Genomic DNA, 20,664 nt, shown 5'->3' with positions numbered 1-20,664 from the left:
ACGCCGCTGTCATCCGCGTTGGCGACCCGCGCATAGGCGGCCATCTCGGTGGCCGGCATCAGGCCGCGACCCGCGCGTAGGCGGCCGCCAGCAGTGACGGGTCGGGTCCCTCGAGCCGGCCAGGCTTGGCCAGCCCGTCGAGAACCACGAACCGCAGCACCCCCGAGCGGGTCTTCTTGTCGCCGGCCATGTAGTCCAGCAGCTGCGGGAACGCGTCCGCGTGGTAGCCAACCGGCAGGCCCAGCGAGGCCAGGATGCTGCGGTGCCGGTCGGCGGTGGCGTCGTCGAGCCGCCCGGTGAGCCGGCCCAGCTCGGCGGCAAACACCAAGCCCACCGACACCGCGGCGCCGTGACGCCACCGATAACGCTCCCGCCGCTCGATCGCGTGGCCCAACGTGTGCCCGTAGTTGAGGATTTCCCGCAGCTGAGACTCCTTCTCGTCGGCGGCGACCACCGCGGCCTTGACGGTGACCGCACGGCGGATCAGCTCCGCCAGCGGCTCACCGGCCGGGTCCAGGGCGGCGTGCGGGTCGGCCTCGATGAGATCCAGGATCACCGGATCGGCGATGAAGCCCGCCTTGACCACTTCCGCCATCCCGGACGCGATTTCCTCGCGCGGCAAGGTGCGCAGCGTCGCCAGATCCGCCAGCACGGCCAGCGGCTGGTGAAACGCGCCGACCAGGTTCTTGCCGGCCCCGGTGTTGATGCCGGTCTTGCCGCCGACGGCGGCGTCGACCATGCCCAACAGCGTGGTGGGCACATGCACGATCGCCACGCCGCGCAGCCAGGTCGCCGCCGCGAAGCCCGCGACGTCGGTGGCGGCGCCGCCGCCCAGACTGATCAGCGCGTCTTTGCGGCCGACTCCGATGCGACCCAACACATCCCAGATAAACCCCACCACAGGCAGCTCCTTGGCCGCTTCGGCGTCGGGGATTTCGATGCGGTGGGCGTCAACACCTTTGCCGGCCAACTGGCTTCGGATCGCCTCCGCGGTCTGCGCCAGCACCGGCTGATGCAGGATCGCGACCCGGTGCCGCTCGGCAAGCAGCTCGATCAGCTCGTCGGACAGTCCGGCGCCGATCATCACCGGGTAGGGCGGGTCGACGGCCACCTGCACGGTGACCGGTGCGGCGTCGCTCACGTGCCGGCCTCGGCGCGACGGCCGGCGGACGGAGCGGGCGGGGTGGCAGGCGGCGACGGCCGGGCGTCTCGCGGGCGGCCTGCCGGCTGCCCGGCCTGCAGCCGGGCCAGGATGTGGCGCACCACCGCGCCGGGATTGCGGCGGTCGGTGTTCACCCTAATCGTCGCGACTTGCCGGTACAGTGGACCGCGCTGCGCCATCAGGGTGCGGTACCGCTCGGCCCGGTCGGGCCCCGCCAGCAGTGGCCGCACCGCGGTGCCGCCGGTGCGGCGCAACCCCTCCGCGGCGCTGACCTCGAGCAGGACCACGGTGTGCCCGGCCAGCGCGGCCCGCACGGCGGGGCTGGTGACGGCCCCGCCGCCGAGCGACAGCACGCCGTCATGCCCGGCCAGCGCGGCCCGCACCACCTCCTCCTCGATGCGGCGGAACTCCGTCTCCCCGCCGGCGGCGAAGATCTTGGCGATGGGCCGGCCGGTCCGCTGTTCGATCGCGGCGTCGGTGTCCAGCACGCTCACCCCGAGCGCCCGGGCCAGCCGCCGCCCGACCGTGGACTTGCCCGAGCCGGGCAGCCCCACCAGTACCACCCTGGGTGCCATGCCGCGCTAGCCCCCCACAGAGCGAGCCCGGACCTCGCCGGCCACCGGCTCGCGCTCCGCGAGCGACCGCAAATACGCCTCGGCGTTGCGACGGGTTTCGGTCAGCGAGTCGCCGCCGAACTTTTCCAGCACCGCCCGGGCCAGAACCAGCGCGACCATGGTTTCGACGACCACCGCGGCGGCGGGCACGGCGCACACGTCGGAGCGCTGGTTGATGGCCACGGCCTCATCGCCGGTCGCCATGTCCACGGTCGCCAGTGCCCGCGGCACGGTGGAGATCGGCTTCATCGCCGCCCGCACCCGCAGCGGCTGCCCGTTGGTCATGCCGCCCTCCAGGCCGCCGGCCCGGTTGGTGCAGCGCACCACCCCGCCGGGGCCGGGGTACATCTCGTCGTGGGCGCGGCTGCCGCGACGGCGTGCGGACGCGAAGCCGTCGCCGATCTCCACACCCTTGATCGCCTGGATGCCCATGACCGCGGCGGCAAGCTGGCTGTCGAGGCGGTTCTCGCCGCTGGTGAACGATCCCAGGCCGATGGGGACGCCGTGCGCGACGGCCTCGACCACCCCGCCGAGGGTATCGCCGTCCTTCTTGGCGGCTTCGATCTCGGCGATCATGGACTGCTCCGCGGTGGCGCCGAAGGCGCGCACCGGGCTGGCGTCGATCGCGGGCAGGTCCTCGGGTTGCGGCGGCGGACCCTCGTAGGGGACCGATGCGCCGATGGAGATCACATGGGAGAGCACCTCGACTCCCAGCACCTGCCGCAAAAACAGCCGCGCGACGGTCCCGGCGGCGACGCGGGCCGCGGTCTCGCGGGCGCTGGCGCGTTCCAGCACCGGGCGGGCGTCCTCGAACCCGTACTTGAGCATGCCCGCGTAGTCGGCATGGCCCGGCCGCGGACGGGTCAGCGGCGCGTTGCGGGCAAGCCCGGCCAGTTGCGCCGGATCGACCGGGTCGGCCGCCATCACGGTTTGCCACTTCGGCCACTCGGTGTTGGCGATCTCAATGGCGACCGGCCCGCCCAGCGTGTGGCCGTGGCGCACCCCCGCTAGCAGCGTCACCTGGTCGCGCTCGAAGGCCATCCGGGCGCCACGGCCATAGCCCAGCCGGCGGCGGGCCAGTTGCTCGGCGATGTCGTCGCTGGTGACGGCCACCCCGGCGACCATGCCCTCCAGCACCGCCACCAGCGCGCGGCCGTGGGATTCACCGGCGGTGGTCCATCGCAGCATGGGTCCCATCTTCCCACGTCTTGGCGCGTCCAGGTCGGCGGCCGGGCCGGCAGGCCGCGTCAGCGGCTCCCGGCGACGACGACCTTCCAGCAGGCGTCTGGGCGTGCGCTGGATGTCGCCCGGGTGCTTGGAGTCATAGCCATCTCCGCGGTCTCATCTGCAGCTGCTGTTACCCGCACGCCCCGGACCGAAACCCTGCCCCGCCGCGCCGCCGCCGGGCGTCACCCCACCGCCAGCCCCAGCGCCGCGGCGCTGGCCAGACACATCGACAGCCCATGTGGCACCGTCGACCCGCACTGGCGCAGCGCGGCGGCCACACCCCACAGCGCGCTCAGCAGCGGCGCGCCCAGCGCCGCCAGAAACCACACGGGCCCACCGAAACAGCCGGTCAGCGCGCCCAGGCCGACCGCCAGCTTGACGTCGCCGGCGCCCAGCGCCGCCGGCGCCGCCAGGTGCACCAGCAGATACACCCCGCTCAGCGCCGCCGCGCCGGCCAGCGCCGGCAACCCGCGCCCATCGCCCGCCGCGCCCAGCAGGATCACGCCCGCCCCGGGCAGCGTGAGCCAGTTGGGCAGCCGCCGGTGCCGCACGTCGTAGGCGCCCAAGACGCCCATCCACAGCACCACGGCCGCGGCCGCCATGTCCGGCACGTTAATCCAGCGCGGCGGCCATCGCCTCCCGCGGGGCGGGCAGGCCTGTGAATTGTTCGACCTGGGCGAACGCCTGATGCAGCAGCATCTGCAGGCCGCTGATCACCCGGCCGCCCGCCGCGGCCACCGCGGCGGCCAGCGGCGTGGGCCACGGGTCATAGACGGCGTCCAAGAGCAGCGGAACCGCGGCGAACACCCCGGCATAGCGCGATGCCGCCGCGGCGGGGACGGTGCTGACCAGCACCTGGGCGCTGGCCACCTGGTCGGCCAACCCACCTCCGTCCAATCCGCAGAACCGGGTCGCAACGCCCAGCCGGGCTCCGAGCTGCACCAGCCGGGCGGCTTTGCCTGGGTTGCGGGCGACCACGGTGATGGCGTCGACGCCCAGCCCGGCCAGCGCCACCACCGCCGCCGACGCGGTACCGCCCGACCCCAACACCAGGGCGCGCCCCGAGGCCGCGCCGAGCGCCCCCACCACCCCGTCGACGTCGGTGTTGTCCGCGCGCCAGCCGCGCGGCGTGCGCACCAGGGTGTTGGCCGCCCCGACCAGCTCCGCGCGCGGTGTGCGCTCGTCGGCGAAGCGCAGGGCGGCGAACTTGCCCGGCATCGTCACCGAGACACCGACCCACTCGGGCCCGAACCCGCCAACCACGCCCGCCAGCTCGTCGGCGCCGCACTCGATGCGCTCGTAGGTCCAGTTGGGCAGGCCCAGCGCGCGATAGGCCGCCACATGCAGCCGTGGGGAGCGCGAATGCGCGACCGGGGAACCCAGGATCCCCGCCTTTCTAGCGGGCGCTGTCGAGGACACCGTTGCGCTTGGCCAGCTCGACGTCGGCCAGGTGCTGCTGATAATCCCTGGTGAACAGCGTCGTGCCCTGCTTGTCAATGGTGACGAAATACAGCCAGTCGCCGGGATCGGGATGCTCGGCCGCGCGCAGCGCGTCGGTGCCTGGCGAACAGATCGGGGTGGCCGGCAGTCCCTCGGACACGTAGGTGTTCCACGGGGTGGGCTGGGCACGGTCGGCGTCGCTGGTGGCCACCTCCCGGCGGTCCAGCGGATAGTTCACCGTGGAGTCGAACTCCAACCTGCGCTGCTCGCGCAGCCGGTTATAGATGACGGTGGCGACCTTTGGGAAATCCTGGGGATCGGACTCCCGCTGCACCAGCGACGCCACCACCAGCACGTCATAGGGCGATAGGCTCATCGCTTGGGCGGTGTCGGCCATCCCGGACTCCCCATACTTCTCGGTGCCGGCGGTGATCAGCGTCGCCAGGATCGTCTCGGCTGAGGCGGACGGGTCGACGTTGAACGTTCCCGGCGCGATCAGGCCCTCGATGCGGCGGTGGTCGGGGCCCATGTTCGTCACCGGCCGTATGGCCCAGCTCGGTATCGACAGGGTCGACGGAGCAGCGGTGCCGGCCGCCGCGCGCAGGTCGGACACCGAGACGCAGTGCCGGTCGCCGTCGAGGTCCACGCAGGTGGCCCGGGAGATCAGCGTCAGGATTCCCGGGGTCACCGCATTGGTCTGCACGTCGGTGGTGTCGTCGAGCTGACGGCCCTCCGGGATGACCAGCCTGCCCACCCGGTTGTTGGGATCGACAAGGCGCTGCACCGCGCCGGCCGCGGGGATCTCGGTGCGCAACCGGTAAAAGCCGGGCTGAATCGACGATATCTTGGCGTTGCCGCGAGCGGCCTCGACGAAGGCCCGAACGGTACGCACGATGTCGTGGTTGCGCAGGGTCTCGCCGATGGCGGTGGTCGAGTCACCGTCGCGGATCTGGATCACCACATCCCGTTTGCCGCTGCCGGTGTAGTCATTGTGGGGTCCCAACACGGTGTGCCAGAGCCGCGAGCCCACGAAGACCGCCGCAACCACCACCGCGATGAGCACGGCGATGGCGAACCCGCCGGCGATGCGCCGCCGCCGGCGTTGCCGTTCGGCGCGGATGCGCTCCACGCGGCTTCTGCGGTGCCGGGGCGGCCCGACCGCCACGGGTTGCGCCCGGGTGCGACCGGTGCCGTCAGCCATCGGGGGCCTCCCCGCGCCCGGCCGGGGAACCAACCGCCGCCGCTCGGCGCTGGTCGAGCCAGCCTTGCAGGATCGCTACCGCCGCCGCCTGATCGATGATCGCCCGCTGGGCCTTCGCCCGCACGCCCGCCGCGCGCAACGATCGCTGCGCGCTGACGGTGGTCAGCCGCTCGTCGGCCAGGCGCACCGGGATTGGGGCGATCCGCCGGGCGAGGGTGTCGGCCAACTCGATCGCGTCGCGCGCGGACGGTCCGGTTTTCTCGGCCAGGGTGCGCGGCAACCCGACGATCACCTCCACCGCCGGCAACTCGGCGACCAGCTCCGCCAGCCGGCGCACATGGGCGTCGGACCGGTCGCGACGGACGGTTTCCAGTGGGGTGGCCAGAATCGCATCGGGGTCGCTGGCGGCCACGCCGATGCGCACGCTGCCCACATCGATGCCCAGGCGCCGCCCCGGCCCGGGGTCTGCCTCCTGGCCGGGATCGCCGGGCCGGTCGGGCCCGCGCCGCGCTGACGAGCCCACTTAGCCGACCCTTGCTATCTCGGTCCGCACCGCGTCCAGCGCAGCGTCGATGCCGGCGGCGTTCTTCCCCGAGCCCTGCGCCAGGTCGGCCTTCCCCCCACCGCGACCGTTGACCGCCGCCGAGAGGTGTTTGACCAGGTCGTCGGCGCGAATCCCCAGATCCTGCGCGGCGGGGTTAGCGGCGACGACATACGGCACCGAATCCCCCTGCGAATTCTGCGGGCCTCCCGCGATCAGCGCCACCACCGCCGGATCGCTACCGAGCCGGCCGCGGATATCGCCGACCAGCGAGCGCAGATCGGCCGCGCTCATCTCACCGGACATCCGCTGCGCCACCACTCGGACCTTACCGATGCGCTCGGCGCCGGCGGCGGCGTTGGCCGCCGCCGCCCGCGCGCCGGCCAGCCGGGTACGCTCGAGCTCCTTCTCCGCGGCCTTGAGCCGCTCCACCAGGGTGGCCACCCGGGCGGGTACCTCCTCCGAGGGCACCCTCAGCGACGAGGCCAGCCCCGCCATCAGCGCACGCTCCTTGGCCAGATGCCGGAACGCGTCCAGCCCGACATAGGCCTCCACCCGGCGCACCCCGGAGCCCACCGACGATTCGCCGAGAATGGTCACCGGTCCGATGTGCGCCGAGTTGCGCACGTGCGTGCCGCCGCACAACTCCAGGGAGAACGGCCCGCCGATCTCCACGACCCGCACCCGGTCGGGGTAGCTCTCCCCGAATAGCGCCAACGCGCCCATGGCCTTGGCTTTGTCGAGCTGCTCGGTGAACGTGTGGACCTCGTAGCCGGCTTGCACAGCCTGGTTGGCGACCTCTTCGATTTGCGTGCGCTGCTCTTCGGTCAGCGGCCCCTGCCAGTTGAAGTCGAAGCGAAGATAACCCGGCCGGTTCAGCGATCCGGCCTGAACTGCGTTGGGCCCCAGCACTTGTCGCAGAGCGGCATGCACCATGTGGGTGCCGGAGTGGCCCTGCGTGGCACCGCGCCGCCACTCGGGGTCCACCGCCGCGACCACGGTGTCGCCCTCGACGAATTCGCCGGATTCCACTTTGACCTGATGCACCCACAGGGTTTTCGCGATCTTCTGCACATCGGTGACCGCCGCGCGCGCGCTCGCCCCGGCACCGGTGCCGCTGATGGTGCCGACGTCGGCGACCTGCCCGCCGGACTCGGCGTAGAGCGGGGTGCGGTCCAGCACCAGTTCGACTCGGTGCGAGCCGTCGGTGGCGTGTGACACCACCGGAACCCGCCTGCCGTCGACGAAGATTCCTAAAATCCTTGCCTCGGAGGTCAATTCATCAAACCCGGTGAACTCGGTGGGGCCGGCGTCGACCAGCTCGCGATAGGCCGAGAGATCGGCGTGAGCGTGTTTGCGGGCGATCGCATCGGCTTTGGCGCGGCGGCGCTGCTCGGCCATCAACTCGCGGAAGCCCTGCTCGTCGACCGTCAGGCCGGCTTCGGACGCCATCTCCAGCGTGAGCTCGATCGGAAACCCGTAGGTGTCGTGCAAGGTGAAGGCATCCGCGCCGGACACCATCGTCGAACCGGAGGCCTTGGTGGCGCTGGCCACCTCGCCGAACAGCCGGGTTCCCGACACCAGCGTGCGGTTAAAGCCGGTCTCCTCGGCCACGGCGATGCGGTTGATCCGCTCGAAATCGGTGACCAGCTCCGGATACGAGGGGCCCATCGCATCGCGCACGGTGGCCATCAAATCGCCGACTATCGGGGTGTCGATGCCCAGCAACTTTGCCGAGCGGATCACCCGGCGCAGCAGCCGGCGCAGCACATAGCCGCGACCGTCGTTGCCCGGACTCACCCCGTCGCCGATCAAGATGGCGGCGGTGCGGCTGTGATCGGCGATGATCCGGTAGCGCACGTCATCCTCGTGGTTGCCGGCGTCATAGGGGCGCTTGGCGCGGGTGGCCACGGTATCGATGACCGGCCTTAGCAGGTCGGTCTCGTAGACGTTGTGCACGTCCTGCAGCACGCAGGCGACCCGCTCCACGCCCATGCCGGTGTCGATGTTTTTGCGTGGCAGCGGCCCGAGGATTTCAAAGCCGGCCTTGCCGGTGCCCTCGCCGCGTTCGCTTTGCATGAACACCAGGTTCCACAGCTCGAGGTAGCGGTCTTCGCTGACCACCGGTCCGCCTTCGGGGCCGAACTGCGGCCCGCGATCGTAATAGATTTCCGATGACGGCCCGCAGGGCCCGGGAATGCCCATCGACCAGAAGTTGTGCTCCATGCCCCGGCGCTGAATCCGCGCAGGCGGCAGACCGGCCACCTCACGCCACAGCTGTGCGGCTTCGTCGTCGTCGAAATACACGGTGGCCCAGATTCTTTGCGGGTCCAGCCCGTATCCGCCGTCGTCGACGCTTTTGGTCAGCAACGTCCACGCCAGCTCGATGGCGCCGCGCTTGAAATAGTCGCCGAACGAGAAGTTGCCGGCCATCTGGAAAAAGGTGTTGTGCCGGGGGGTGATGCCCACCTCGTCGATATCGGCGGTGCGGACGCATTTCTGGATGCTGGTGGCCGTTTTATACGGCGGGGTGCGCTGTCCGAGGAAATACGGCACGAACTGAACCATGCCCGCGTTGACGAACAATAGGTTGGGGTCGTCGAGGATCACCGACGCGCTGGGCACCTCGGTGTGACCCGCCTTCACGAAATGATCGAGGAACCGCTTCCTGATCTCGTGTGTCTGCACTCTCCGCTTCCTTTTGCCGTTGGCGTGCCCGGGCCTGGTCTCAGCCTATTCTCGGCCTGCGCGAATCGCCGGTGCTGCCGACGGCACTACAGTACCGGCCCGGTGGAATACCGGTCAGGTTGTGCTATTCCGGCTGCGCTACAGCGCGCTCTGCAGGCTCTAGAGAGTTCTCTACAGCGTTAACGAACCAGCGTGCGAACCGGTGCCGTCGCTCATCCGCCGACAAAGCTCAGCCGCACCGAGCGCCGCGGATTGTCGCGGTTGAGGTCGACCAGAACGATGCTCTGCCAGGTGCCCAGCAGCGGCCTCCCAGCCTGAACCGGCACCGTCAGCGAGGGCGAGACGATCGCGGGCACCAGATGATCGGCGCCGTGGCCGTACGAGCCGTGGGCGTGCCGGTAGCGATCGTCGCGCGGCAGCAGCCGCTCCAGGGCGTCAACCAGGTCGGCCTCTGAGCCGGAGCCCGTCTCGATGATCGCGAGCCCAGCCGTCGCGTGCGGGACGAACACGTTGCACAGGCCGTCGGCGCGGGACGCGCAGAACGAGCGCACGGCATCGGTGAGATCGACGATGCGGCGCCGCGCGGTGTCCACAGCCAGCACATCGCTATCCACCCGAGCCAGCCTACGGGCCGGCCTCGCCGGCCTACCAATGTGGGCACCCGCGGCCGCCGTGACCATTGCCAGGCCCGGTCCGCCGGAGGACAGTTGACAGTGGGCCGGTGACGCCACCGGGGCGCCGCCCAGAAAAAGGGAAAGAGGGTGTCGATCGTGTACGCACGCTCTACCACTATCCAGGCGCAACCTTCGTCGATCGACGCGGGAATTGCGCATATTCGCGACGAGGTGATGCCCGCGCTCCAGCAGATGGATGGGTACGTCGGTGTGTCATTGCTCGTCGACCGGCAGTCCGGCAGATGCATCGCGACCAGCGCTTGGGAGAGCGCGGACGCGATGCGCGCCAGCGCCGATCGGGTACGGCCGATTCGGGACCGGGCCGCGCAGATGTTCGGGGGCACCGCCACCGTCGAGGAGTGGGAGATCGGGGTGTTGCACCGCGATCACCGCTCGCACGAGGGTGCCTGCGTGCGGGCGGTGTGGGTACAAGGCGACCCCGCCCAGGTGGACCAAAACATCGCGTACTACAAGACGGCGATCCTGCCGGATCTGGAGAAACTCGAGGGGTTCTGCAGCGCCAGCCTGATGGCCGACCGTGCGTCGGGACGGCTAGTGTCCTGCGCGACGTACGACAGCCTCGCGGCTATGGACCGGAACCGGGAACGCGCCGCGGCCCTGAGGAAGGCTCGCATCCAACAGGCGGGCGTACCGGAGCTTGAGGAACTCGATGTGGGCGAGTTCGAGCTGGCGCTCGCCCACCTGCGGGTACCCGAGCTGGTCTGATCGACACGGCGCCGGCCCGGCCGCAACGACGGTGTGCGCACCCCCGTGCGGCCGGGCCGGTGCGCCGGTTTTTCGGTCAACCGCCCCGAGAGCCGGCCGAATCCCGCACGGAGACGGGTTGGCCGAGTGCCCCATTGCCAGGCTCACACCGTTGGAGCAAGGTAGTGGTTGAGCCGGTGGCGCCACCGGGCGCTGCCCCGAGCAGATGAGGGGTGGATCAATGTATGCACGCTCTACCACCGTTGAGGCGCAACCCTCGTCGATCGACGCTGGCATCGCCCATGTCCGCGACGTGGTCATGCCCGCCCTCCGGGAAATCGACGGGTATGTGGGGCTGTCGCTGCTCGTCGACCGGCAGTCCGGCAGATGCATCGCCACGAGCTCCTGGCAGACCGACGACGCGATGCGTGCCAGTGCCGAGCGGGTAGCGCCGCTCCGGGACCGGGCCGCGCAGATATTCGGCGGCCCTGCCACCGTCGACGAGTGGGAGATCGCGTTTTTGCACCGTGACCACCCCGCACGTGACGGCGCGTATGTTCGGGCCACGTGGCTCAAGATCCGGCCCGATCAATTCGCCCCAGCCGTCGAGTTCTACAAAACGTCCGTACTGCCCGCGATCGAGGAGTTGGAGGGATTCTGCAGCGCCAGCCTGATGGTCGACCGCGCCTCCGGGCGCGCGGTATCCTCCTCAACGTTCGACAGCCTCGAGGCCATGGAGCGAAACGGCGAGCGGGCCCGGTCGCTGCGCACCGGGCTGCTTCGCGACCTGGGTGCCGACCAACTCGACGTCGGCGAATTCGAGCTGGCGATCGCTCACCTGCGGGTGCCCGAGCGGGTCTGACCCAGCGAATCACCCGCCCTTGGCGGTGCGGGAGCCCAAAAGCTCACGGCCCAAGCCAAGAGCCCGCACGCGGGACCCCAGCGGGCGCACCTCGCGGGCACCGCCCGTGCCGTGGTTGGTCAGCCACGCTTTTTGCGCACGATCGCCCGTAACCTGGCCAGCAGCCCGGCGATCTCGCGTTCACCGCCGTGGCCGGTGGGCCGATAGTAGTCGACGCCGACCAGTTCGTCTGGTGGATATTGTTGCGCGACAACACCGTCCGGATGATCGTGGGGGTATTTGTAGCCTTGTGCGTTGCCCAGTGCCGCGGCGCCTGCGTAATGGCCGTCGCGCAGATGGGGCGGCACCAGCCCGGCCTTGCCCGATCTGATGTCAGCCATCGCCGCCGCCAGGGCGGTGGTGACCGCGTTCGACTTGGGCGCGGTGGCCAGGTGGATGGTGGCGTGCGCCAGCGTCAGCTGGGCTTCGGGCATGCCGATCAGCCCCACGGTGTGCGCGGCGGCAACCGCGGTCTGCAGCGCGGTCGGATCGGCCATGCCGATGTCCTCGCTGGCCAGGATCATCAGCCGGCGGGCAATAAACCGCGGATCTTCCCCGGCGATTAGCATGCGGGCCAGATAGTGCAGCGCGGCGTCGACGTCGGAGCCGCGCACCGACTTGATGAAAGCACTGATCACGTCGTAGTGCTGATCGCCGTCACGGTCGTAGCGGACCGCGGCCTCGTCCAGGGAGCGCTCGATAGCCTCGATCGTCACCCGGCCGCCTGCCGCCTTAACCGCTTCCGAGGCCACCTCCAGCGCGGTCAGCGCGCGGCGAGCGTCCCCGGCCGCCAGCCGGACCAGCAGGTCGACGGCGTCCGGGTCTACCGGCACTTGGCCGCCCAGGCCCCGCGGGTCATCGATCGCGCGCCGCACCACTGCGCGGATGTCATCGGCGGATAACGGTCGTAGCTGCAGGATCAGCGATCGCGACAGCAGCGGCGCCACCACCGAAAACGAGGGGTTCTCGGTGGTCGCCGCGACCAGCAGCACCACCCGGTTCTCCACCGCGGACAGCAACGCGTCCTGCTGGGTCTTGGAGAACCGGTGCACCTCGTCGATGAACAGCACCGTCTGCTCACCGCGCAGGATCCCGCGTCGGGCCGTCTCGATGACGGCGCGGACTTCCTTGACACCGGCCGACAGCGCGGACATCGCCTCGAACCGACGTCCGGTCGCCTGCGAAATCAGCGCCGCCAGCGTGGTCTTGCCGCTTCCCGGTGGGCCGTAGAGGATGACCGACGCCACGGCCGAGCCCTCGACCAGGCGCCGCAGCGGCGAACCTGGTTGCAGCAAGTGATCCTGCCCCAGCACCTCGTCCAGCGACGCCGGACGCATCCGCACGGCCAGCGGCGCCCGGCCGTGGCCGGTCACCTTCGATGTGCCGGGCAGGTCGAACAAACTGTCGGACACGATCTCAGGCATACCACGTCCGCGCCGGGCGACTCACCTGCCGCTGCGTCGCCACCCGCATAGCCGCTTTAAAGATGCGGAATCCCCGGGAGCGGAATGTGCGGGATGCCCGGGCCGGGAAGATGCGGAGCCGGAATGGCCGGACCGGGGATTGGGAGCGGCCCGACCGGCAGCGGCGGCGGGCCGACCGGAACCGGCAGCGGCGGCGGGCCGACCGGAACCGGCGGCGGCGGCGGGCCGACCGGAACCGGCAGCGGCGGCGGGCCGACCGGGACCGGCGGCGCCGGCGCGGGAAGCGCCGGCGGCGGAGGCGCGGGCGGAGCTGCAGGCGCCGGGGCCGGCGCGGGGGCCGGAGCCTTCGGCACCGGCGGAGCCTGTGGCGGCGACGGCGCGGGGTTGACCGGCTGGACCACCCGTGGGTGAGCGATGCTGGGCCGCTGATCGACGTGCGGCCGAATCGCGACCGCCAGCGCGATGACCAGCGCCACCACGCCGGCGACGAACAGCGTCAACACGCCCATGGCCACTAAAAACGGCTTGCCTGCGCGCTCCTGCTCGCCCTGCGCGGCACCGAAATCCGGGTAGGTGCCGGTCGCGAAATCCTCCTGCCGGGCAGCCGCGGCGAAGGCCTCGGCGTCACCGGCTAACACGGTGGCGGCGCCGGTCTCCTCCGGAACCGCGCTGTAGGCAAGACCGCCATCGGCGGCAGCGCCGCCGGCCGGAACGTCGACACCGGCAAGACGGTACGGATCAACCATGCCGGTGCCCGGATCCTGCGCATACGCCATGGCAGCGGTCGACGATGCGAACAACGGCGCGTTCGCAGACGCCAGCGCCGCTCCCCGGGCCAACGCCGTCTCAGGCTCCTCCGGTGCGCTCAGCGCAAGGGATGCCGCGGCCTCCAGCTGCGGCTTGATCGCGGCGACATCCACCCCATCGGACCCGATGACGAACAGACCATCCGGGCGCGATTCCAGCGCCTCCGCGGACGCGGCCATCGCGGCCAACTCGGCCACCGCGTCGGCGTCGTCCTCGGGCAAGGGCTGTCGCCGCACATCAGAGACCGAACCATCAGCGGAATCGACGAGAGCCAGTGTCGCGGTATCGGGTTCGACGAACAGTAGTCCGGTATGCGCGAAACCGCTCGCGTTGCCCACCGCCTGGGCCAGTGCGGCCGCGGCCAAGAACGCCGAAACCAGCATCACGTTCTCGATCCTGCGGCTGGCCAGCAAGTCGCGCAGGGCTGCGGCCTCGGCGGGATCGGTCCAGGCCACCCCGATCGACGTCAGCCGGTAGCCGCTTTCGGCCGCGCCCTCCCGGGTTCCCAGGATCGCCGAGATCACCTGGTTAGGCGCGCTCGACGTCACCGGGTCATGAGCATCGGGCACCTCGAAGCGCTCGGTGTCGACAATGACGCCATCGCCGTTTTCCCCCTCGACCAGCACCAGCTGCACCGTCGTGGGCGCCATCGACACCCCGAGTACGGCTTCCATCGTCCCTCCCAGGTGATTTGCCAGCTGGTCCTCACCCCGCATCAGCAGCCTACCGCGCCGGGCGATACGCCCAAAGATCGTCGGCGCGCCGTCGTGCGTGGTGATGCGGCGCGATTAGCTGCGCCCCGCCGGGGGTCACTGGCGTTGACGGTGCCGGGCGGGCGGCACTTCTTCAGCGCAGGGCACCACGTCGACGGCGACGTCGATCACGCTGCTCTCGGAGTTGGTGTAGATGATGCCGCGCAGCGGCGGCACATCCGCGTAGTCGCGGCCGCGGCCAACGACAATGTATCGCTCATCGACCATCTGGTCGTTGGTCGGATCGAACTCCAGCCACCTATCCTGCGGCGTCCACACCGCCGCCCAGGCGTGGGTGGCGTCGGCGCCGATCATGCGCTCCTTGCCCGGTGGCGGGTCGGTGGCCAGGTAGCCGGACACGTAACCGGCGGCCAGGCCGTTCGCGCGCAGGCAGGCGATCGCCAGCCGGGCGAAATCCTGGCAGACCCCTTCACGGGCCGCCAGCATCTCGTGAACGCCGGTGGACACCGTCGTCGAGCCCGACCGGTAGGTGAAGTCGCGGTAGATGCGCGCGGCGAGATCACGCAGCACCTCGATCAGCGGGCGCGCCCGGACGAAGCTGGGCGCCGCGTAGGCGCGCACCTCATCGGTGATCTCCGGCGGGTTGAGGTCCAGGGTGAACTCGACGGCGCGCGCCCCGCCCGGCCCGGCGGGACGAGCCGCCTCCCAGGGGGCGCGCGCCGCTCCCCGCTCGTAGTGGTCGGCGGGTGGCGGGTCCACCTCGACGATGGAGGCGCTGGTGATCGTCAGCGTGCGGTGCGGATCGGTGATCTGAAAATAGGAGCTGACGTTGCCGTAGACGTCCCGGCTGAGGGAGCTGTCGGCGGGCGCGGGATCGATGCGCAACTCGTGGGCGAGGCAGCGCTGCCGCTCGCAGTCCCGCGGCCGCAGAAACCCGCGGCCATAGGAGTTGGTCACCACGTCGGAGTAGCGGTATTCCGTGCGGTGGGTGACGCGGTAACAGCGGGTGTGCCGGCCCGACCAGTCGCTCACGGCACCGACCGCCGCGCCGATCCCCACAGCGGCCGCATCTCGCCGGGCACCGACAGCTGTGATGCGCTGATGACACCGGACAATTCGCGCAGCCCGTTGTGCACGTCGTCCAGCAGCCCCATCAGCACGGCGCGCTCCCCCTGCACCGTAACCGTGTCGAGATCGGCCGGGCCGACCCGGCGCAGCCGGGTGGTGATCTCCTCGACCAGCCGTTCGGCCTTCGACGAGCCGGACGCCCCCGGCAGTGCCTTCAGGTCGGCGCTCAGCCGCTCCAGCTGATACACCAGCGACCTGGGGTTCTCCGGCTCGAAGAGCACCAGCTCGGCCACCGCGGCCACGCTGACCGCGCCCAGGTTGCGCCGCAGGTAGCTCACCGAGGACTCGCAGGCCGCCACCGTGGATTCGGTGATTGCGCGCTCGGCGGCCGGGCTGCGGGCCTTTCCCAGGGTGGCGCGCAGCAGCGCGGTCACCCATTGCCCACGCTCGATTCGTTTGCCGATATCGGTCATGGTCCAGTCGACGTCCCGCACCATCGACTCGGCGGCCACCCCGGACAGCGCGAGCATTCCCGCCAACGTCAGCCGGTGCACGGCGGCGACCGCGGTGTCGTCGGCGCCCGGTTCGGCGGGCGGGGCCGGGTCGCGCGCCAGCTGCGCCAGGGCGCGTTCGACGCCACCGAGGACCAGCCACGTGTCCTTGGACATCTGGTCGCGCACCGCTTGGGCCGCCGAACCCAGGCGTTTCACCGACTGCGCCAGCGAGCCGTCGCGCCGCGCGTCGACGGTCAGCGACCACAAGATGCGCGGCGCGCCGGCGACCAGCTCGGCGTCGGAGAGGTCGGTGCCGCGTGCCGTGATCCCCTCCAGCGCGCGCAACAGCACCGGCACGCAGTCGCTGCCCGCCAGCTGCGGGCGGTCACGATATTCGTGGTACCGCTCCCGGGTGACGTTCAGCAACCGGGCCATGCCCTCGGCGCGTTCTGCGTAGCGCCCCAACCAGAACAGGTCGGAGAGCACCCGCGGCGAGCTGACGTCACGGGTGCCGCTGGGCTTCGGCGCGGGCAGCTCCGCGGCGGGAACCGTCACCTCGACCTGGGCACGTGTCGGCGCTCGGACCCAGATATCTTTAGCCGCAACGGTATTCCGTTTGTGCGCGGAGTCGCCGGGGGCCAGGACATAGCCCAGCCCGCCGATCATCGGCGCGTAGCCGCCACGTTGTGAGACGGTGAACAACCGCATCCCGACGGCGCCGGCGGCCAGTCCGCCGGGGTAGTGGCCGGTCGGCGCCGAGGAAAATTGCGGCGGCTCTTGGCCAACCCACCGCCACGGGGCCGCCTCGATGCGGGCCGCCAATGCGTCCCGCTGCGCCGACGACAGGGCGGGCCCAAGAATGGTCGGGCCGCCGGTGGTGGGCTTGATCAGCAGTGACGACAGCCGGGCGAGCAGATGCGAGCGCTCGGCACCGATACCGCCCCAGTAGAGCGGCGCCGTTGCCAGCAGCGGTGTCTCGCCCAGCAGCCGCCGGGCCAGCTCGGGCAAGAACCGCAGCAGCCCAGGGCTTTCCAGGATGCCGCTGCCGAGGGTGTTGACCACGGTCACCGTCCCGCGGCGGAGCGCCTCGACCAGTCCCACCACGCCCAGCTGGGAGTCGGATCTCAGGTCCAGCGGATCGGCGTATTCGGCGTCGACGCGCCGCAGCACGACGTCGACCTGCTTTAGCGTGCCCAGTGACCGCATCCACAGGGTGCCGCCGCGGACCACCAAATCAGCGCTTTCCACCAATGGGAACCCCAGCACCGACGCCAGGTACGCCTGGTCGAAGGCGGTCTCGGAGTGGATACCGGGGCTTAGCACCACCACCACCGGATCGTGGGCGGTCTCGGGCGCCACGTTGATCAGCGCCAACCGCAACGTCTGCGCGAACGGCGAGATGGGCCGCGGCCTGACCCGCTCGTAGAGGTCCGGAGCGGCGTGGGCGACCACCCGGCGGCCAGCCAGCGCGTATCCCGCGCCCGAGGGCGCCTGTGTCCAATCGGCGTTGACGACAAAGCCGCCGGAGCGATCCCGGCTGACGTCGCAGCCGTACAGGAACAGCTGGTGCCGCCCCGGGATTGTGATCCCGCTGGCCGCCCGGAGATAGCCGGGATGGGCGAACAGCAGCTCTGGCGGCAGCAGCCCGCCGCTGATCGCGCGCCGTGGCCCGTAGAGGTCGGCTAGCACCGCGTCGAGAATCCGGCTACGTTGAATCACACCGGATTCCAGTGTGTCCCAGTCTTCCGGCGAGACCAGCAGCGGCAGCCCGTCCAGCTGCCACGGTGTGGGCATGGCGGCGCCGTGAGCGTGGGCGCGGGTCTCCTCGCCCTGGTCATCGACCGCGATGTAGGTGATGCCGTCGTTGTCGACCAGGGCGCGCACCGTCGCGCGCAGCCGGTCCAGGCCCGCACGCCCGCGTTCGCCGATCACCTCGGCGAACTGCGACCAGTCCGGCCGGACGTTGCCGGCGGCGTCGACGAACTCGTCGTAACCGGCGCCACCGGCACGCCCTGCGGGCCCGTCGAAGAGGGTCTCCTGGGCCCAGGCGGCGCGATAGCCGGTGACGAGCCGGTCGGGGTCCTCAGGCCCGGCGGTCACCGCGGGCACCGGCTCGGGCAACGACAACGGGCCACCTCCTAACGGCGACCGGATCCTGGCGGTGTCTGGTCGGGCACGGGCGCGGATCGGCGCCGGCCCACGTCCACACCACCGATCCCAGCACAGTCGCCGCGGGGCCGCAGCGCCGAGCGGTGCTGGCGCCCTCGGCTACCACCCGTGCCCAGCTCGTGCGGCCAGACCGCCGCCGTTCACACGACCGGGCGCATTGCTCGCCGAGCAGCGGCACCGCTGTGATCCCATCTGCCTCAGTACTCACTCAAATAACTCAAATCACTTAAATCACTCCCACCACGTATCTCACTTTAATAACTTTTGCATCTAACAAATCCCTCGCCTGACACACATCATTTTGTAACTCCAATAACTTCTATCTCTCTAGTGCCATGATTCTCCATCACACCGGCCATCCCGCTAAATTCAACGCACCTCAAGCGTTGACAACTTTCACGTTGATTTGTTAGATCAATTAAATGGCGCGCATTCCCGACACCCTCCACGCGGATACCGTGTGCAGGTCGCTGCTGAAATCCGCGATCATCGTCGTCACCATTTCCCTGTTCGTCGATCCGTCCACCGGCGTGGCATACGCAAACAGCATCGATTGGGACGCCGTTGCGCAATGCGAGTCGGGTGGAAACTGGTCGGCCGACACCGGGAACGGGTACTACGGTGGCCTGCAATTCAAACAGTCGACGTGGGACGAAAACGGCGGCGTCGGGTCACCGGCGAACGCTTCGCGCGAGGAGCAGATCGCCGTGGCGCAGCGGGTGCTGGCGACCCAGGGGCCCGAGGCCTGGCCAAAGTGTGGACCCGATCAAAAGCTGTTCCCGGCCGAAGTCGTCAACGCCGTGCGTTCCGGTCATCCGTTGCACACCACCATCAAAAAGCTGTGGTCGAAACTGCTCACCCCGTGAGTGGCAGCGCCACCCCGCCGCCAAAACTCAGTCGCTTGGCGGAGCCCGGCGCCACGGTGGCGTTTTCGCTATCACTGGTCCGCGCCAGCTACGCGGTTGTCCCGGAGGCGCAGGATTCCGGCGTGATTTCGGGAAAAGGCCGCGCTGCCGGAGCCCTAATTCTCGGTGAACGGCCCGGCAACCCGTCTGGGGGCGGCATCAATTCCGGACTCCTTGCGTTGCTGGGCGGTTATCGGCGCGGGGGCGCCGGTCAGCGGGTCCACGCCCCCGCCGGTCTTCGGGAACGCGATGACCTCACGAATCGAGTCCATTCCCGCCAGCAGCGCGGTGATGCGATCCCAGCCGAACGCTATTCCCCCGTGCGGCGGTGCGCCAAACATGAATGCCTCCAAGAGAAATCCGAACTTCTCTTCGGCCTGCGCCTTGTCCAGGCCCATCACCGCGAACACCCGCTCCTGAATATCGCGCCGATGGATGCGCATCGAGCCCCCGCCAATCTCGTGGCCATTGCAGATGATGTCGTAGGCGTCGGCGAGCACGTCGGCCGGATCGGTGTCGATGCGGTCGGCCCACTCCGGCTTGGGCGCGGTGAACGCATGATGCACCGCCGTCCACGCCCCCGAGCCGACGGTCACCTCACCTGCCGCGGTGGCCTCGTCGGCGGGCTCGAACAGCGGCGGATCCACCACCCAGACAAATGCCCAGGAGTCGGGGTCGATCAGGCCCAGGCGCTTCGCGATTTCCACCCGGGCCGCGCCCAGCAGCGCCCGCGACGACTTCACCGGACCCGCCGAAAAAAACACACAGTCGCCCGGCGACGCCCCGACATGGGCGGCCAACCCGGAGCGCTCAGGGTCGGACAGATTCTTGGCCACCGGCCCTGAAAGCGAACCATCTTCCCCCACAAGCACATAGGCCAAGCCCTTGTGCCCACGCTGCTTGGCCCACTCCTGCCACCCGTCGAGGGTTCGCCGCGATTGCGATGCGCCGCCGGGCATCACCACCGCGCCGACATACGGCGCCTGGAACACCCGAAACGGCGTGTCCGCGAAAAACTCCGTGCACTCCACCAGCTCCAGCCCGAAACGCAGGTCGGGCTTGTCGGTGCCAAAGCGGCGCATCGCCTCCGCATAGCTGATCCGCGGCAGCGGGACTTCGAGCCGATAGCCGGTCAGCGCCCACAGCGCGGCCAGGATCTCCTCGGCGATAGCGATGACGTCATCGGCGTCGACGAAGCTCATCTCCAGGTCGAGCTGGGTGAACTCGGGCTGGCGGTCAGCGCGGAAGTCCTCGTCGCGATAGCAACGGGCGATCTGGTAGTAGCGCTCCATCCCGGCCACCATGAGCAGCTGCTTGAACAGCTGGGGACTCTGCGGTAGGGCATAGAACGTGCCGGGCTGCAACCTCGCCGGCACCAAAAAGTCGCGGGCGCCCTCCGGGGTCGAGCGGGTCAGCGTCGGTGTCTCGACCTCGACGAAGCCGTGCCGCGCCAGCACCTCACGTGCGGCCGCGTTCACCTTGGAGCGCAACCGAATCGCCGCCCCCGGCCGGTCGCGACGCAAATCGAGGTAGCGGTATTTCAGCCGCAACTCCTCCCCCGCGGGCTCGTCGAGCTGAAACGGCAGCGGCGCGCACTCGCCGAGCACGGTCAGCGATGTCGCGTTTACCTCGACCTCTCCGGTGGGCAACTCCGGGTTCTCGTTGCCCGGCGGGCGGATCTCAACGACACCGTCGACCGCAATGCAGAACTCGGCGCGCAACCGATGTGCCCGGGCAAGCACATCGGGCGCACGAAACACCACCTGCGACACCCCGGAGGCGTCCCGCAAATCGATGAAAATGACGCCGCCGTGGTCGCGTCGGTGGGCCACCCAGCCGGCCAGCGTCACCTTCTGGCCGGCGTCGACTGCCCGCAACGAACCCGCGGCGTGGCTGCGCAGCACAAATACTCCTCGTTAGGTCCTCTTGAC

The 20,664-nt window shown here is 70.1% G+C and carries 17 protein-coding genes; 3 read left to right on the top strand and 14 right to left on the bottom strand.

The window, feature by feature from the left end; translation table 11 throughout:
- Window positions 1–58: 58 nt before the first annotated feature.
- The 9 genes from aroB to MSM1_RS13965 all read right to left on the bottom strand — a co-directional run bounded on the left by aroB (window position 59) and on the right by MSM1_RS13965 (window position 9,475).
- A complete protein-coding gene (gene aroB, locus MSM1_RS14005) occupies window positions 59–1,084 on the bottom strand; it encodes a 3-dehydroquinate synthase (protein ID WP_236056532.1) in 1,026 nt (341 codons plus the stop codon).
- Window positions 1,085–1,137: 53 nt separating this feature from the next.
- Entirely contained in the window at window positions 1,138–1,737 is a 600-nt protein-coding gene (locus tag MSM1_RS14000) for a shikimate kinase (RefSeq protein ID WP_213443278.1), read from the bottom strand.
- 6 nt (window positions 1,738–1,743) lie between these two features.
- Window positions 1,744–2,964, bottom strand: coding sequence for a chorismate synthase (aroC, locus tag MSM1_RS13995; RefSeq protein ID WP_213443276.1), 1,221 nt, complete (start codon window positions 2,962–2,964; stop codon window positions 1,744–1,746).
- 221 nt (window positions 2,965–3,185) lie between these two features.
- Window positions 3,186–3,605 carry an A24 family peptidase gene (locus MSM1_RS13990; RefSeq protein ID WP_213443274.1) on the bottom strand — a complete coding sequence of 140 codons (420 nt, stop codon included), beginning with the start codon at window positions 3,603–3,605 and terminating at the stop codon, window positions 3,186–3,188.
- Window positions 3,606–3,615: 10 nt separating this feature from the next.
- On the bottom strand, window positions 3,616–4,422 hold the full coding sequence (locus tag MSM1_RS13985) for a shikimate dehydrogenase (protein WP_213443272.1): 807 nt from the start codon (window positions 4,420–4,422) through the stop codon (window positions 3,616–3,618).
- Complete coding sequence (mltG, locus tag MSM1_RS13980; protein WP_213443270.1) at window positions 4,400–5,644, bottom strand: endolytic transglycosylase MltG; 1,245 nt, start codon at window positions 5,642–5,644, stop codon at window positions 4,400–4,402. The genes MSM1_RS13985 and mltG overlap by 23 nt, the downstream gene beginning before the upstream one ends.
- On the bottom strand, window positions 5,637–6,167 hold the full coding sequence (gene ruvX / locus MSM1_RS13975; RefSeq protein ID WP_213443268.1) for a Holliday junction resolvase RuvX: 531 nt from the start codon (window positions 6,165–6,167) through the stop codon (window positions 5,637–5,639). Before ruvX ends, mltG begins: the two co-directional genes overlap by 8 nt.
- Window positions 6,168–8,873, bottom strand: a complete 2,706-nt coding sequence (gene alaS, locus MSM1_RS13970) for an alanine--tRNA ligase (RefSeq protein ID WP_213443266.1) — start codon at window positions 8,871–8,873, stop codon at window positions 6,168–6,170.
- 212 nt (window positions 8,874–9,085) lie between these two features.
- A complete protein-coding gene (locus MSM1_RS13965; RefSeq protein WP_213443263.1) occupies window positions 9,086–9,475 on the bottom strand; it encodes a secondary thiamine-phosphate synthase enzyme YjbQ in 390 nt (129 codons plus the stop codon).
- A 168-nt stretch (window positions 9,476–9,643) separates the two neighbouring features.
- Between MSM1_RS13965 and MSM1_RS13960 the strand changes: the two genes are divergently transcribed.
- Window positions 9,644–10,273 carry a hypothetical protein gene (locus MSM1_RS13960; protein ID WP_213443261.1) on the top strand — a complete coding sequence of 210 codons (630 nt, stop codon included), beginning with the start codon at window positions 9,644–9,646 and terminating at the stop codon, window positions 10,271–10,273.
- 220 nt (window positions 10,274–10,493) lie between these two features.
- Entirely contained in the window at window positions 10,494–11,114 is a 621-nt protein-coding gene (locus MSM1_RS13955; protein WP_213443259.1) for a hypothetical protein, read from the top strand.
- 119 nt (window positions 11,115–11,233) lie between these two features.
- On the opposite strand, the gene MSM1_RS13950 is transcribed toward MSM1_RS13955, so the two are convergent.
- The 4 genes from MSM1_RS13950 to MSM1_RS13935 form a co-directional block, all read right to left on the bottom strand.
- The gene (locus tag MSM1_RS13950; RefSeq protein WP_213443256.1) at window positions 11,234–12,577 is read right to left on the bottom strand and encodes a replication-associated recombination protein A; all 1,344 of its coding nucleotides are present in this window, start codon (window positions 12,575–12,577) and stop codon (window positions 11,234–11,236) included.
- 56 nt (window positions 12,578–12,633) lie between these two features.
- On the bottom strand, window positions 12,634–14,058 hold the full coding sequence (locus tag MSM1_RS13945; protein WP_213443253.1) for a hypothetical protein: 1,425 nt from the start codon (window positions 14,056–14,058) through the stop codon (window positions 12,634–12,636).
- Window positions 14,059–14,193: 135 nt separating this feature from the next.
- On the bottom strand, window positions 14,194–15,129 hold the full coding sequence (locus MSM1_RS13940; protein WP_213443251.1) for a transglutaminase family protein: 936 nt from the start codon (window positions 15,127–15,129) through the stop codon (window positions 14,194–14,196).
- Window positions 15,126–17,786, bottom strand: a complete 2,661-nt coding sequence (locus tag MSM1_RS13935) for a circularly permuted type 2 ATP-grasp protein (protein WP_213443250.1) — start codon at window positions 17,784–17,786, stop codon at window positions 15,126–15,128. Before MSM1_RS13935 ends, MSM1_RS13940 begins: the two co-directional genes overlap by 4 nt.
- 464 nt (window positions 17,787–18,250) lie before the next feature.
- On the opposite strand from MSM1_RS13935, the gene MSM1_RS13930 reads away from it, so the two are divergent.
- The gene (locus MSM1_RS13930) at window positions 18,251–18,694 is read left to right on the top strand and encodes a transglycosylase family protein (protein ID WP_213443249.1); all 444 of its coding nucleotides are present in this window, start codon (window positions 18,251–18,253) and stop codon (window positions 18,692–18,694) included.
- Window positions 18,695–18,849: 155 nt separating this feature from the next.
- On the opposite strand, the gene aspS is transcribed toward MSM1_RS13930, so the two are convergent.
- Window positions 18,850–20,637 carry an aspartate--tRNA ligase gene (gene aspS / locus MSM1_RS13925; protein WP_213443248.1) on the bottom strand — a complete coding sequence of 596 codons (1,788 nt, stop codon included), beginning with the start codon at window positions 20,635–20,637 and terminating at the stop codon, window positions 18,850–18,852.
- Between the last annotated feature and the right edge of the window lie 27 nt (window positions 20,638–20,664).

The organism is Mycobacterium sp. SM1, assembly GCF_018361265.1.
Classification (GTDB): domain Bacteria; phylum Actinomycetota; class Actinomycetes; order Mycobacteriales; family Mycobacteriaceae; genus Mycobacterium.
This window is presented reverse-complemented; position numbering and strand designations above follow the sequence as displayed.

Excerpts from the sequence above, each read along its gene's own strand:
- aroB (WP_236056532.1), bottom strand. The coding sequence starts at position 1,084 with ATGATCGGCGCCGGACTGTCCGACGAGCTGATCGAGCTGCTTGCCGAG.
- MSM1_RS14000 (WP_213443278.1), bottom strand. The coding sequence starts at position 1,737 with ATGGCACCCAGGGTGGTACTGGTGGGGCTGCCCGGCTCGGGCAAGTCC.
- aroC (WP_213443276.1), bottom strand. The coding sequence starts at position 2,964 with ATGCTGCGATGGACCACCGCCGGTGAATCCCACGGCCGCGCGCTGGTG.
- MSM1_RS13990 (WP_213443274.1), bottom strand. The coding sequence starts at position 3,605 with ATGGCGGCCGCGGCCGTGGTGCTGTGGATGGGCGTCTTGGGCGCCTAC.
- mltG (WP_213443270.1), bottom strand. The coding sequence starts at position 5,644 with ATGGCTGACGGCACCGGTCGCACCCGGGCGCAACCCGTGGCGGTCGGG.
- MSM1_RS13955 (WP_213443259.1), top strand. The coding sequence starts at position 10,494 with ATGTATGCACGCTCTACCACCGTTGAGGCGCAACCCTCGTCGATCGAC.
- MSM1_RS13950 (WP_213443256.1), bottom strand. The coding sequence starts at position 12,577 with ATGCCTGAGATCGTGTCCGACAGTTTGTTCGACCTGCCCGGCACATCG.
- MSM1_RS13945 (WP_213443253.1), bottom strand. The coding sequence starts at position 14,058 with ATGGAAGCCGTACTCGGGGTGTCGATGGCGCCCACGACGGTGCAGCTG.
- MSM1_RS13930 (WP_213443249.1), top strand. The coding sequence starts at position 18,251 with ATGGCGCGCATTCCCGACACCCTCCACGCGGATACCGTGTGCAGGTCG.